The organism is Mesorhizobium sp. B2-3-13, assembly GCF_006442195.1.
GTDB classification, from domain to species: Bacteria; Pseudomonadota; Alphaproteobacteria; order Rhizobiales; family Rhizobiaceae; genus Mesorhizobium; species Mesorhizobium salmacidum.
The window spans coordinates 232931-247148 of record NZ_VFVQ01000005.1; the positions used below are offsets into that span (position 1 = coordinate 232931).

Below are 14218 nucleotides of genomic sequence, written 5' to 3' on the forward strand. Positions count from 1 at the left end.
CGCGGGCGAAAGGTCCGCGTCTGGGCGATTGTTCGGGGATTGTTGCGGGCCTGCCCGCGTTTTGGGACCGATGCTGATCGAACGCATGATTTGCGATATCTGATCGAAAGAACACCGGCCCGCTTATGGAGGTGGCGAGAGTGAGAGAGCCCTTCAGTTTCGGTGCTCCGGAACGTCGGCGCTTTGCCATGCAGTTCGGCTATGACATGCGCCCGTCATTCTGGCAGGGAGTCCGTTCGAACTCGCACCTGGTCATTGCCGCGGTCGGTACCGCCGCTCTGCTTGGCGTTGCCGCGGTGGCACTCTGGCTGGCATTGCCGACCAGCGAGAGGCAAGCGGTCGCCAGCCCCGAGCAGAGCATTCCGAGCATTCCGGTGAAGACGACGAAAGTTTCCCCTTCGGGAACTACGGTGACAGCGGCTGCCGTGACACCGCGGGTAGAGCGCAAGTCCAGCCAGGTCCCACCGACCATGGTAGCGGCGGCGGGCAACATACAAGCGCTTGCGGCCAACGATCCTCGCTGGACCGGGGCACAGCAGAAGGCTGCTGCCGCGGCAGCAGATCCCGATCAGGCTGCCCCCAGCCAGGTAGCCAAGCAGCCTGAGCCGACGCCTGACAAAACAGCGGCAGCATTCGCCCAATCGTCTACTGATACCGATGCCACCGACGAGCTTGCCAAAGTTGCCGCGCCGAGCCCACCTGCGAACAGCAGCAATCCCGATGGCGCGCAGACCGCCGCCATTCCGGAGACGCAGCCGCAAGTGGCGGACCAAAAACCCGCAAATGCACAAGACGAGGACAACACAGCCAAAGCGAAGCCGCGCAAGGTGGCGGCAGCGGGCAGCGGCCGTATTCTCAGGACTGTGACCATGCGCAGTGCCCCAAAGAAGGGCGCAACCCCCATCGGCTCGGTTCCTGCCCGGACTTCAGTGCAACTGATAGGCTGCAAGAAGTGGTGCGAGATCGTCTACAACGGCAAGCACGGCTGGGTGTACAAGAGCTACGTCAAGCCCGGCGCGTAATATCCGAACATCGCCGCATTCAGATGCAGCGGCCGCCATCGACCTCCAGCGCCACGCCGGTGATGAATGCGGCCTCGTCCGAAGCCAGCCATAGCGCCGCATTGGCGATATCGAGCGGGGTCGACAGCCGCCCGAGCGGGACCGAGGCGCGGAATGTCTCGCGGATCTCGGGCGTGTCGGCGCCCATGAATTTCTCCAGCATGCCGGTCTCGCCGGCGACCGGGCAGAGGCAGTTGACGCGGATGTTCCTGGGCGCGAGTTCCACCGCCATCGACTTGGTGGCGGTGATCGCCCAGCCCTTCGAGGCATTGTACCAGGTGAGGCCGGGCCGAGGCCGCAGGCCAGCGGTGGACGCCGTGGTCAGGATGACGCCGCCGCCCTGCCGCTCCATGATCGGCACGACGGCAAGCGCAGCGTGATAGATCGCCTTCATGTTGACTGATGTGATCAGGTCGAAGGTTTCCTCGTCGACCTTGAGCATGTCGCCATTACGATGGGTGAACCCGGCATTGTTGACCATGATGTCGATGCGGCCGAAGGCGCTTTTGGCCGCATAGACCATCTCGTCGAACTCGGAGCGCAGCGAAACATCGGTCTGCGTCCAGATCGCCGCGTCGCCGATCTCGCCTGCGACGCGTTCCGCCCCCTTGGCGTTGAGATCGGCGACAACGACCCTGGCGCCCTCTTGCGCGAAGCGCTTGGCCATGCCTTCGCCGAAGCCTGATGCCGCACCGGTGATAATGGCGACCTTGTTTTCCAGACGCATGCGTTTACCGCTCCTTGGGTTCATCGCGCAGCTGCACGAGAGGGCTGACAGTCCGGCCGGTGCCGCGACGGATACAGCGCCGATTTCTCCTTACAGCATGTCGCGCCGAATAGGATTCGCCGACCTGCTGTAAGCTTCTGATTTTATGCGTGTCGTTATCCCGCAACCGAGGACACTTCCGGGCGACACGCATTAGCTTTCGTCACATTCACGTTCTATGCTGCAACTGCGAAAGCTTCTGGAGTCTTCGTTCACCGACAAGCCTCCAGGTAGCGCCAGTGTCAAGCGCACAGGTGGACCCAATCAATATCCAGCGATTGGTCCTCGATGTGACAGCATGGCACTGGAAAATTTAAATCGATTAGAATATATCAGCCGCGTACTCGCGACCGGCGTCAAAGCGGACAGACCATGACCAGCCAGATCATCCCCGTCGACCCTTTCGACTTCATCATCTTCGGCGGCACCGGCGACTTGTCGGAGCGCAAGCTGCTGCCGTCGCTCTACTATCGCCAGCGCGACCATCAATTCTCCGAGCCGACGCGCATCATCGGCACGTCGCGCTCGAAAATGAGCGACGAGGAGTTCCAGGCCTTCGCCAGGCAGGCGATTTCGGACCATGTCAAACCGGCCGACATCGATGCCAAGGAGTTGAAGACCTTCCTGGCGCGGCTTTCCCACGTCCCGGCCGATGCGACGAGCGGCGCCGGCTTCGACAAGTTGAAGAAGGCAATTGGCGAAAGCGACCACATCCGCGCCTTCTACCTGGCCGTGGCGCCGGCGCTGTTCGGCGATATCTCGCACAAGCTCAAAGAGCACAATCTGATCACGCCGAATTCGCGCATCGTGCTGGAGAAGCCGATCGGCCGCGACCTCGCCTCGGCGCAGGCGCTCAACGATCTGGTCGGCGACGACTTCCACGAGAGCCAGATTTTCCGCATCGACCATTATCTCGGCAAGGAGACGGTGCAGAACCTGATGGCGCTGCGCTTTGCCAATGCGCTCTACGAGCCGCTGTGGAACTCCGCCCATATTGACCACGTGCAGATCACCGTCGCCGAGACCGTCGGCCTGGAAGATCGCGTCACCTATTACGACAAGGCCGGCGCGCTGCGCGACATGGTGCAGAACCACATGCTGCAGCTGCTTTGCCTGGTCGCCATGGAGGCGCCTTCGTCGATGGACGCCGACGCCGTGCGCGACGAGAAGCTGAAGGTGCTGCGGGCGCTGAAGCGCATCAACGGCAACGAAGCGCCGAAGCATACCGTGCGTGGCCAGTATCGCGCCGGCGCGTCGGCCGGCGGCCCGGTGAAAGGTTATGTCGAGGAACTCGGCAAGGACAGCAACACCGAGACCTTCGTTGCCATCAAGGCCGAGATTGGTACCTGGCGCTGGGCAGGTGTTCCGTTTTATCTCAGGACTGGAAAGCGGCTGGCGACCCGGGTTTCGGAAATCGTCATCGAGTTCAAGCCGATCCCGCATTCGATCTTCGGCGACAGCGGCGCGGGGCCGATCTTCGCCAACCAGTTGGTCATCCGGCTGCAGCCGGACGAAGGCGTCAAGCAGTTCATCATGATCAAGGATCCAGGCCCGGGCGGCATGCGGCTGCGCCAGATCTCGCTCGACATGAGTTTCGCGCAGTCTTTCGACGGCCGCGCGCCCGACGCCTATGAACGGCTGATCATGGATGTCATCCGTGGCAACCAGACCCTGTTCATGCGTCGCGACGAGGTGGAAGCCGCCTGGAAGTGGATCGACCCGATCCAGAATGCCTGGGAAGGCGCCAAGCAGGAAGCACAGGGCTATACGGCAGGCACATGGGGGCCGTCGGCCTCGATAGCGCTTATCGAACGCGACGGGCGGACATGGCACGAGAGCAATTGAACAGCGCCAGCTATAACTGGAATGCCTTTGCCGACCGTCCGCAGCTGGCCTCGGCGCTGGCTGCAAAGGTGGCCGATCGCTTAACGAGGGCGATCGACCGGCGCGGCACGGCGTTGCTGGCTGTCTCCGGCGGCACGACGCCGGCAAAGTTCTTTGCCGATCTCTCCGCGGCGCCGATCGCCTGGGACAAGGTGATCGTGACGCTGGTCGACGAACGCTTTGTGCCGGCCTCCTCGCCGCGATCCAATGCCGGGCTGGTTGCCGCGATCCTGCTGCAGAACGCGGCCAAGGCCGCCCGTTTCGTTCCGCTCTATCACGAGGCGGCCGGCATCGAGGATGCCGCGACATCCGACGATGCGGCACTGCGATCCCTGCCCTGGCCGCTCGACGTCGTGGTGCTCGGCATGGGACCAGACGGCCACACCGCCTCGTTCTTTCCTGACGCCGACGATCTGCCGAAGCTGCTCGACCCGGCCTCCGACAGGATGATCCTGCCGGTCCACGCCAAAAGCGCCGGAGAGCCGCGGCTGACCCTGACGCTCGCCCGCATCATCGATGCGGATTTCCTCGCCTTGCACATAGAGGGCGAGGACAAGCGCGTCGCCTTCGACAACGCTGTCGCGCCCGGACCGCGCAAGCCGATCCGCGCCGTGCTCGACGCATCGCCCAAACCCGTGGAGGTTTTCTGGGCGCCCTGATTTCAAGTTTACAAATGGTCCCGGCAACGGCGGGAGGATGTTTCCGGGACCTCGGCTGAAAGGACCTGATGCCATGACCGCAAGACGCGATATCGAAGCCATCACCGAGCGGATACGCCAGCGCTCCAAACCGGGCCGAGAGCGCTACCTGAGCCGTATCGCCGAAGCGTCGAACCAGACCGCCAACCGGTCGGTGCTGTCCTGCGGCAATCTTGCCCACGGCTTCGCGGTGTGCAGCCCCTCGGAAAAGCTGGCGCTCGGCGCCGACAAGGTGCCCAATCTCGGCATCATCACCTCCTATAACGACATGCTGTCGGCGCATCAGCCCTTCGAGACCTTCCCCGCCCTGATCAAGCAGGCCGCGCACGAGGCCGGAGGCATCGCCCAGGTCGCAGGCGGCGTGCCGGCGATGTGCGATGGCGTGACACAAGGCCAGCCCGGCATGGAGCTGTCGCTGTTTTCGCGCGACGTGATCGCCATGGCAGCCGCGATCGGCCTGTCGCACAACATGTTCGACGCCGCCGTCTATCTGGGCGTCTGCGACAAGATCGTGCCGGGACTGGTGATCGCCGCACTCACCTTCGGCCATCTGCCGGCGGTGTTCATCCCGGCCGGGCCGATGACGACAGGCCTGCCCAATGACGAGAAGGCCAAGGTTCGCCAGCTCTATGCCGAGGGCAAGGCAGGTCGCGCCGAACTCTTGGAAGCCGAGTCCAAGTCTTACCATGGGCCGGGCACCTGCACCTTCTACGGCACGGCGAACTCCAACCAGATGCTGATGGAGATCATGGGCCTGCACACGCCGGGCGCGTCCTTCGTCAATCCAGGCACGCCGCTGCGTGACGCCTTGACCCGCGAAGCGACGAAGCGGGCGCTGGCGATCACCGCACTCGGCAACGCCTATACGCCTGTCGGCCGGATGATCGACGAACGCTCGTTCGTCAACGGCGTCGTCGGCCTGCACGCCACCGGCGGCTCGACCAACCACACCATCCACCTGATCGCCATGGCGGCGGCCGCCGGCATCGCGCTGACCTGGCAGGACATTTCCGATCTCTCGGAAGCTGTGCCGCTGCTCGCGCGCGTCTATCCGAACGGCCTTGCCGACGTGAACCATTTCCACGCGGCGGGCGGGCTCGGCTTCCTGATCCGCGAACTGCTCGACGAAGGTGTCCTGCACGAGGATGTGCAGACGGTGTGGGGCGAAGGCCTGCGGCCTTATGCCGTCGAGGCAAAGCTCGGCGCCGACGGCGGCGTGGTGCGCGAGGCTTCGCCGCGCATAAGCGGCGACGAAAAGGTGCTGGCGCCGTTCAAAAAGGCATTCCAGCCGACCGGCGGCCTCAAGGTGCTTTCAGGCAACCTTGGCCATGCCGTCATCAAGACTTCGGCCGTCAAGCCGGAGCGGCGCGTCATCGAGGCGCCGGCCAAGGTGTTCGACAGCCAGCAGGGGCTGAACGACGCCTTCAAGGCCGGCACGCTCACCGGTGATTTCATCGCCGTCATCCGCTTCCAGGGGCCGAAGGCCAACGGCATGCCGGAACTGCACAAATTGACCACCGTGCTTGGCATCCTGCAGGATCGCGGCCAGCGTGTCGCGCTGGTCACGGACGGACGCATGTCGGGCGCCTCCGGCAAGGTGCCGGCGGCGATCCATGTGACGCCGGAAGCGGTCGAGGAGGGACCGATCGCGCGGATCCATGACGGCGACGTCATCCGCCTCGACGCCGATGCCGGCACGCTGGAGGTGCTGGTGCCAGGGACCGAGCTCGCGCTGCGCCGCACGGCCGAAGCCGACCTGATCGGCAACGAGTTCGGCTTCGGCCGCGAGCTGTTCGCCGGTTTCCGCCAATTGGTAGGGCGTGCCGACCACGGCGCCGGTGCGTTCGGAACCGCCTGACGCATTCTGTACGGCATGAAAAAGGGGCGGCTCGTGGCCGCCCCTTTTTGCTGGTCGAAATCGCGACCCTTATTGCACCGTCAATTCAACCCGCTCGCCAGCCTTCACGGTCACGGTGCCTTCCTTCTTGCTGTTGTCCGGCTTCTCCGAGACCACCGCGTAGTCGCCCGCCGCTATCGCGGCCTGATACTTCTCGTCATAGGCGTAGCCGATCGACTTGCGATTGCCATTGATGTCCTTCTTCGTCTCGAAAATCTCGATCTTGGAGGTGCCGGGGGCCGTAATAGCCAGCACGCCGGCATCCATGGCGACCTTGAGGTCCTGGAACTCGCCGGCCTTGACGCTGAAAGGCTGTTCCACGACCGCGAGGTCAACCGTCGCGATCAACACATAGTCATCCGGCGGCAGGTCGAACTTGCTGTCGGGGCCATAGGCATACGTGACCTCGTCGCGGGTGCCATCGATCTTCTTCTTGGCCTTGAGCACCTTGAAGCCGATGCCTGAACCATCGGCCTTGTCGCCTCCGGCCGCATAATATGCGTTGGCAAGGACATGGCCGACGCCGACGATAATGTCCTTGTCGATCACCGTGCCGGCAGCGAGCGGAATCGTTTCCGTGACCACGCCCTGTCCGATCGTGACGGTCACTTTCTCGTCGCCGGCCGGCAACACGACTTTCGTGTCTCCATAATAGGTCGGGGGGTTGCCGACGCCCGGATAGGCGATCACGACAGCCGCCCCGCTCACGACATCCGCACCTTGGCTGGGACGCGGATGCAGGATAAGCGTGCCGGCATTCAAGGTGAACAGCGGCTTGTAGACTTGGCCTGCCTCGATCCTGACCTTCCGCTCGACCTTGGCTTCGCCGTCGCGCGCGACGATGATGTAGTCGCCCGGTTCCAGATTGGCTTTGTAGTCGCCGTATTCGGTGGTGATGTTGTCGCCGCGCGTGCCGTCCGATTTGGCCTTATAGACTTCCCAGGCATTGCCGTCGGTGACGGGATCGCCGCCCTCGGCCAGCACAACGGTCGGCATGAAATTGAACTCGGACTTCGCCGGCTCAGGGGCTGGTGCCGGTGCTGGCTCGAGCGCTGGTGCCGGGGCCGCCACAGTCTCGACCAGCGCTTCCTGCAGCGCCTTCTCGTCGGATGCCTGGATGTATTTGCCGCCGGTGTTGTCGGCGAGGCAGGCGATCTGCTTGCCTTCGTCGGCGGTCAGGCCGAAGCCGACGACATCGGCGGTGAAATCGACGCCGGAGGCTTCGAGTTCCTTGCCAAGCGCACAAGGATCGCCGCCGCAGGTTTCGAGCCCATCGGTAATGAGGACGACGGTCGCCTTGTCCTCGGTGTATCTCAGCGCTTCGGCCGCCTTCTTGACGGCTGCCGTCAGCGGCGTCTTGCCGAGGAACTTCATACTGTCGGCGGCCGCCGAGATGGCGCTTGCCGAGCCCGCCTGAGGCGGCACGATAAGCTGGATGTCGTCGCAGCTGCCTTTCTCACGATGGCCATAGGCCATGAAGCCGATCTCGTCGGCGGCGGGAACCGATTGAAGCACGGTCCTCAGCGATTCGCGGGCGATTTCGAGCTTGGGCTTGCCATCGATCTGCGCCCACATCGATCCCGACGCGTCGAGGATGATGATGATCTTGTTGGCGGCAAAGCCGAATGTCGTCGTCGACAAAAGGAGGATCGCCGCAGCGAAGCTCCGCGCAAGTATCGCCATCGAAATCTCCTGAATAGCCACCCGTCCGCCGGCTGAAGCTATTTGAGCGCGTGCCGGGACACAAGCCACCGCTGTAACGAAGCTTGCATGGGCTCTGCGTACTTAATTCAGTATGTGGTGCGGCGCTCTTCCGAGGGCGGGCGGCCAAATTGCAGCCGATAGCTCTGGGCAAAATAGGAATGCGAGGTGAAGCCGGTCGCGATCGCCACGTCGAGGATCGGCATGTTGGTCTGACGCAGCAATTCGCGGGCCCGCTCCAGCCGAAGCCGCATATAGTAGCGCCCGGGCGTGACGTTGAGATGGCGCAGGAACAGCCGCTCCACCTGGCGCACCGAAAGGCCCGCCGACTTGGCGAGCTGTACCGCCGACAGCGGCTCGTCGAGATGGTCGGCCATCAGTTCGACGATGCGCCTGAGCTTCTCCGACTTGCCCGTCAGGTCACGCTCCGGCCCGACGCGCTGGCGGTCTCCGGCGGAGCGGATGCGCTCGTGCTGAAACTGGTTGGCGACGCCATTGGCGAGGTTGGAGCCGAAATCGCCGCGCACGATCTCCAGCATCAGATCGATCGAGGTGGTGCCGCCGGCGCAGGTGTAGCGCTTGCGGTCGATCTCGAAGACATTGCCCGTGCAGTTGATGTCGGGAAAGCGCTCGACGAAGCCGGCGCGGTTTTCCCAATGGATGGTGCAGCGATAGCCTTCGAGCTGGCCGGCCTCGGCCAGCAGGTAGGATCCGACCGACAAAGCACCCAGCGCGTTGCCGCGCCGGCCCCAGCTGCGCAAGGCCGCCAGAACCTTGCTCTTGCCCGGAAATTCCGTTGTCAGGCCGACCGAGACGAAGAGTATGTCGACCGGCGGCAGATCGGCGACGGCGTAGTCGATCTTGAGCGGCAGGCCGTTGGAGGCCATCACCGGATCGCCATCGGCGGACACCGTCGTCCAACCGTAGAAATCGCGACCGAGCAGGCGGTTTGCCGACCGGAACGTGTCGATCGCGGCGGCCAGTGAGAACATAGAGAACTTGTCGACCAGCAGGAAAGCGAACTGCCGGCCTCCTTGAACGGGATCATTCGTGACCGGCCGTTCCGGGGAAATAGTGGGATTCGGCAAAGCTGCGGCTTTCAGGGTCAACCCGGGCTCAGAAGGAAGGCCGCTTCAATCCGGCCGCAAGGTAGGCCGAAGCTAACGTATTGGCCATCAGCATGGCAATGGTCATCGGCCCGACACCGCCGGGCACCGGGGTAATCGCGCCCGCCGCCTTGGCCGCTTCGGCATAGGCGACATCGCCGACGAGACGCGACTTACCTTTGCCCTTCTCGGGCGCGGGAATGCGGTTGATGCCGACATCAATGACGGTGGCGCCAGGCTTGACCCAATCACCCCTGATCATTTCCGGCCGGCCAACGGCGGCGACAAGGATGTCGGCCGTGCGGGCAAGCTCCGGCAGGTCCTTGGTGCGGCTGTGGGCGATGGTGACGGTGCAGTTGGCGGCAAGCAGCAGATTGGCCATTGGCTTGCCGACGATGTTGGAGCGGCCGACGACGACCGCGTTGAGGCCGGACAGGTCCTTGCCGCGCACGCGCTCGATCAGGAGCATAGAGCCGGCGGGCGTGCAGGGAACGAACGCCGTGTCGAGTTCGCCGGTGCCGAGCTTGCCGACATTGATGAAATGGAAGCCGTCGACATCTTTCTGCGGCGCGATGGCCTGGATGATCTTGCCGGCATCGACATGGGCGGGCAGCGGAAGCTGGACCAGGATACCGTTGATGGCCGGGTCGGCGTTGAGCTCGGCGATGAGCTTGAGCAGTGCCGCCTCTGACGTCTCGGCCGGCAGCGTGTGCTGAAGCGAGTGAAAGCCGCATTCCTTGGCGGTGCGGGATTTGGAAGCGACATAGACCTGGCTCGCCGGATCCTCGCCGACGATGACCACGGCCAGACCTGGCTTTGCCTTGCCCTTGACAACCAGCTCGGCGGTCAGCGCCTTGACCGATCGCACCACGTCTTCGGCAACGCTCTTTCCGTCAATCACTTCGGCCATGGACCACCCTCAATGTCGTTCCGCCCAACGCCGCTTTCGAGAACATAATGCAGCGGCGCAGGCAATCTGCAGCGCGGCATTGTCACGAAAATACAAGCTCGCAATCCCGTCAAAGCGCCTTCCCATGCCGTTTACGCGAAACCGGCACGGTTTTGTTCGGCCTCCGCTACCTATCTGGTGGCTCAGAAGTAGCGGCGACGGGTGCGGCTTTCCGTGAGTTCGCGGACCGCTTCGTGGAATTCGCGCAGGCTGGCGCGAATCTCTTCGACCGATGGTTGTTCGCCACCCTCCTTGACCGGGATCGGCCTCGCATGCGGGGCGGCTGGTGGCTGCGTCGGAGCGGGCGACGGCGGGTACGGCATCTGCGCCGCATAGGGTCCCGCCGTGGCTTGCGTATGACCCGCCTGCGACCAGGGCTGCGCCGGAGGATAGCCCATCGGCTGCGCATAGGGGGAGGATGGCAAGGGCGGAGCTGGATGCAGTCCCCATTGCGGCATCAGGGGCGAGCGCGAGGGCGACGCCATTTGCCGCCCATACCCGGCCTCGGGGCCTGGCTGGAAAGGCGACTGCGAATAATCCAGGCCGGCCGCCTGCCGAGGTCCGAAACCAGGCTTCGGATACGTAGGGAATATCGGAACGTTGGGCGGCCGTCCGTTGTCGGCGAAGGCGGGTAGGCCGAACTCGCTGGACAGGTCGTCGGCTTCGGCCCACGGCTTGCGGGACATGGCCTTGCGCAATCTCGATATGAGTGCGCCGATCCTCCCGGGGCTTTCGTCCGTACCGCCATTGGAGGACGGGCCGGCTCTGCCCGTTGCGCGGGATCCGGTTGCATCATGAGCGCGACCCGCCGCTGGAGGTTCTTCCGGCGCCAGCCTTGCGCGCGGCAAATCGGGTGGCAGATCGCTGGTGCCGATCTGTCCCCGCGAACGCCAGGCGTCGTCGGCTTCAAACGGCTGCTCCTCGTCAGGGGGGAACCGCGAAGCCTCACCGGCGACAGACTGCGGCGGGCTCGCCTTCGTCTCGCGCCGGGAACGGGCCAGGCGATGTCGGGTGGCGGCATCCTCGCGCCATGAGGGGTCCGCGCGGTCTCCTATCGACACCAGCGACGCGTCGTCCTCGCCACGCAAGGCCTCGCCAAGCGCCAGCAAGGAGCGCTCGCGCTTCCAGTCCTCACGGTTTTTCCTGTCGACCATTGTCGTGGAGCTTTACTCTTTAGTCGCTTGGCGGCGGCGGTCGGCCATTCATTAAGCCACGCTAAACAAGCATGGGAAACAAAAGGTTAATTTGCGGAGGATGATGGCAGGAATTCACGCCATGGTTGCGGTGACTTTCAACACATCTGAAAGCTTCAGAATCGTGCTGATGGGCATCCCTGCCCTTTGCGTGGCGGACCTATCTCATCGCACAGTTGCGCGACTACATGCGCATTCCGCTGCGCAAGGAGAACATCTATCTCGGCGATTGCTTCATGATGGTGGTGCTGTTCACCGCACTCAACGCCGATCGAGGTGCGCATGCCCGTCCAGCGGTCCTGAGAGGGCTTCCCCACCGATCCGCGAGCGTCTATGTCATGGCCTTTCCTAGGAGGGCTCTCGATGACGATCAAGCTTGTTCTCGCCGGCTGCGGCAATATGGGTTATGCCATGCTCTCGGGCTGGCTGAAGTCCGGCAAGCTTGCACCCTCGGCGGTTTTCGTGGTCGAGCCCAATGGAGACCTGCGCCAGCGCGCGGCGACTCTGGGCTGCGGCACGGCGGCGGAAGCCGGAGGTATTCCGGCGGATGCCGTGCCTGAACTCGTCGTCATCGCCGTGAAGCCGCAGGTGATCCGTGACGTCACCGCCGCCTACAAGCGCTTCGGCGACGGCCGCACCACTTTTGTAAGCATCGCCGCCGGCACGCCCGTCGCTACCTTCGAGCAGGTCCTGGGCAACCGTGCGCCGATCGCGCGCTGCATGCCCAACACGCCGGCTGCCATCGGCAAGGGCATGATGGTGGTGTTTTCCAATCCCCTGGTTTCCGGAGACATCAAGCGTTTCGTCGCCGACCTCTTGTCGGCCAGCGGCAAAGTGACCACCATCGATGACGAGAGTCTGATGGATGCGGTGACCGCCGTGTCCGGATCGGGTCCGGCCTACATCTTCCATTTCATCGAAGCACTGACCGTTGCCGCCGAGAAGGCCGGGCTCCCGACGGCAACCGCCAAGCTGCTTGCCATGCAGACCGTCTACGGCGCCGCATCGCTCGCCGCCGAAAGCCGCGAGGATCCGGGTGTGCTGCGCCAGCAGGTGACCAGCCCCAACGGCACGACGGCGGCCGCGCTTGGCGTGCTGATGGGCGAGGACCGGCTGACCAATCTGCTCACGCAAGCGGTGGAAGCGGCGCGACTAAGGTCGATCGAACTGGGCAAGTAGAGCGAACATCTCGCTAGGCGAGATCCGTGTGCGAAAAGTCGTTGCCCTTGTAGAGCAACGCCGAGCGGTGGCTCTTTGCGCAGGCGTAGGATAGGCAATCGGCAAGATTGAGCTGCGCGGGATGCCCACGTCCCTTTCCATAGTCCGAAAACGTCCGGATCGCCAATTTGGCATCGCCGGCGTCGATCGGCACAATTTCGATTTCGGCCTCGCGCAGAAGCGCCTCAATCGCCATTTCCGCGACCACCGGTTCGACAGCAAGCATCGTAGAAGGCCGCATCGACGCTTCGAGCACAACCAGCGCGGACGTAATCTTGTGAGGTGCAGCCGCGATCCGATCGCTCCACTCGCCGGCATCCCCTTCTCCCGAAAGAATTGCGACGATTACGGAGGTGTCGACGAACATCAGGGATGTCCCCACAGCATCTCATCTTGCAGCCGGCGCAGCGCAAACAACCTGGTCGTCTGGTCGGGCGCTGCATTGTCGGCGGTCAGCAACTCGCCTTTCCTGACCGGTTTCAGCACCTTGCCGCCCTCGAGCAGGCCGACCGGGACGGCGTGTTGGGCGCGGGCTTCGCCGACGGTCATGGTCCAGGAGCGATAGCAGGTTTCGCCGATCGCATCGAAGGTCTCGCCAGCGGCGAGATCGCGCTTGGCGACGGCGCAGACCTCGGCGACCGGCCTCGGCAGCGGCACCATGTCGGGCTTGCCGAACAGCACGATGCGGGCCGCTGTCAGAGGCACTTCCAACGAGGTCAGGTGATATGGTCGAAACAGGCTGTAATAGGGGCCATGGCCGATATGCAGGTCATCCATGCGCTCGATGATGCGCGGATGCGTCGCCTCGACGATGACGAAGACACCAGGCGCCACACCCTTGCCGATCGTGTAATCGACAACGCCCTTTTTCAGCAGGAGGCCACCGTCCTCGCGCGGGATCAGCACCTTGACGAGGTCGTCGCGGTCGGCCTTGGGGCCGTGCATGCCAGGCACGTCGGGCACCAGTCCGGTCGCATTGGCGATGGCGCACATCTCGACCATGGTCTTGGAGCCATCGACGAATTCGACCAGCATGCGCGGGTTCATGTTGCGGCGGGCCGCCTCGTCGCGATAATCGTCGGGCACGGCATCATGGTTGAGCGGGTTGTTCTTGCCCTTGCCGGCCGAGACGATGGTCAGGCCGAGTGCGGACGCGAACTCGATCAGTTCCATGCAGCTTGACGGCTCGTCGCCGGCGCCGACCGAATAGACGACGCCAAGCCGGTCGGCCTGCTGCTTGAGATAGCAGCCGATGGTGACGTCGGCCTCGACATTCATCATCACCAGATGCTTGCCATGCTCCATCGCCATCAGGTCGAAATCGGCGGCAACGCCGGGTTTTCCCGTGGCGTCGATGACCACGTCGATCAGTGGATTGGTCACCAGCATCTCGTTCGAGGTGATGGCGATCCTGCCGCTTTCGATGGCGTCTGTGACTTTCGATGCGGTGTCGGCTTCGACCGCCATCGCCTCGTCGCCATAGGCGATGCGGATGGCGTCACGCGCGGTGTGCGGGCGCCGGGTCGAGACGGCACAGACCGAAATGCCCGGCATCAGCATGCCTTGCGTGACCAGGTCGGTGCCCATTTCGCCCGAGCCGATGACGCCGATGCGCACGGGGCGGCCCTCGGCGGCGCGTCTGGCGAGATCGCGGGCAAGTCCCGTCAAAGCGACATTGGTCATGCAGGGAATGTCCACAGCTTCTTGATTTGGGGCCGAATTAGCAGGGGCTGGTCCCCTGTGCC

Annotated in this window: 12 protein-coding genes and 1 pseudogene; 6 read left to right on the forward strand and 7 right to left on the reverse strand. The window is 63.8% G+C overall.

Translation table 11 applies throughout. From position 1 onward, the window contains the following. The first annotated feature begins 140 nt into the window (after positions 1–140). Positions 141–1022, forward strand: coding sequence for an SH3 domain-containing protein (locus FJ941_RS08510; RefSeq protein ID WP_140504705.1), 882 nt, complete (start codon positions 141–143; stop codon positions 1020–1022). 19 nt (positions 1023–1041) lie between these two features. On the opposite strand, the gene FJ941_RS08515 is transcribed toward FJ941_RS08510, so the two are convergent. Next, positions 1042–1788 (reverse strand): SDR family oxidoreductase, encoded by a 747-nt coding sequence (locus FJ941_RS08515; RefSeq protein ID WP_140504706.1) that lies wholly within the window; start codon positions 1786–1788, stop codon positions 1042–1044. Between the two features lie 411 nt (positions 1789–2199). Here FJ941_RS08515 and zwf point away from each other — a divergent pair, with 411 nt between their 5' ends. The 3 genes from zwf to edd all read left to right on the forward strand — a co-directional run bounded on the left by zwf (position 2200) and on the right by edd (position 6267). Then, a complete protein-coding gene (gene zwf, locus FJ941_RS08520; protein ID WP_140504708.1) occupies positions 2200–3672 on the forward strand; it encodes a glucose-6-phosphate dehydrogenase in 1473 nt (490 codons plus the stop codon). Further along, positions 3654–4370, forward strand: coding sequence for a 6-phosphogluconolactonase (pgl, locus tag FJ941_RS08525; protein ID WP_140504709.1), 717 nt, complete (start codon positions 3654–3656; stop codon positions 4368–4370). Before zwf ends, pgl begins: the two co-directional genes overlap by 19 nt. 73 nt (positions 4371–4443) lie before the next feature. Beyond that, a complete protein-coding gene (gene edd / locus FJ941_RS08530) occupies positions 4444–6267 on the forward strand; it encodes a phosphogluconate dehydratase (RefSeq protein WP_140504711.1) in 1824 nt (607 codons plus the stop codon). A gap of 69 nt (positions 6268–6336) precedes the next feature. Here edd and FJ941_RS08535 read toward each other — a convergent pair whose 3' ends face one another. The 4 genes from FJ941_RS08535 to FJ941_RS08550 form a co-directional block, all read right to left on the reverse strand. Beyond that, positions 6337–7989 (reverse strand): VWA domain-containing protein, encoded by a 1653-nt coding sequence (locus FJ941_RS08535; protein ID WP_140504713.1) that lies wholly within the window; start codon positions 7987–7989, stop codon positions 6337–6339. A gap of 107 nt (positions 7990–8096) precedes the next feature. Next, a complete protein-coding gene (locus FJ941_RS08540; protein ID WP_032922464.1) occupies positions 8097–9095 on the reverse strand; it encodes a GlxA family transcriptional regulator in 999 nt (332 codons plus the stop codon). 28 nt (positions 9096–9123) lie between these two features. Beyond that, positions 9124–10023: a bifunctional methylenetetrahydrofolate dehydrogenase/methenyltetrahydrofolate cyclohydrolase FolD gene (gene folD / locus FJ941_RS08545; protein ID WP_140504715.1), complete on the reverse strand. Its 900-nt coding sequence runs from the start codon at positions 10021–10023 to the stop codon at positions 9124–9126. 182 nt (positions 10024–10205) lie between these two features. After that, positions 10206–11216: a hypothetical protein gene (locus FJ941_RS08550; protein ID WP_140504717.1), complete on the reverse strand. Its 1011-nt coding sequence runs from the start codon at positions 11214–11216 to the stop codon at positions 10206–10208. Between the two features lie 163 nt (positions 11217–11379). Between FJ941_RS08550 and FJ941_RS29395 the strand changes: the two are divergent. Then, a pseudogene (locus tag FJ941_RS29395) lies at positions 11380–11524 on the forward strand (O-antigen ligase family protein); the annotation flags it as partial. Between the two features lie 94 nt (positions 11525–11618). Next, on the forward strand, positions 11619–12434 hold the full coding sequence (gene proC, locus FJ941_RS08560) for a pyrroline-5-carboxylate reductase (protein WP_140504719.1): 816 nt from the start codon (positions 11619–11621) through the stop codon (positions 12432–12434). Between the two features lie 13 nt (positions 12435–12447). On the opposite strand, the gene FJ941_RS08565 is transcribed toward proC, so the two are convergent. Then, positions 12448–12840 carry a type II toxin-antitoxin system VapC family toxin gene (locus tag FJ941_RS08565; RefSeq protein WP_140504721.1) on the reverse strand — a complete coding sequence of 131 codons (393 nt, stop codon included), beginning with the start codon at positions 12838–12840 and terminating at the stop codon, positions 12448–12450. Then, a complete protein-coding gene (locus FJ941_RS08570) occupies positions 12840–14156 on the reverse strand; it encodes an NAD(P)H-dependent oxidoreductase (protein WP_140504722.1) in 1317 nt (438 codons plus the stop codon). The genes FJ941_RS08565 and FJ941_RS08570 overlap by 1 nt, the downstream gene beginning before the upstream one ends. Positions 14157–14218: the final 62 nt, after the last annotated feature.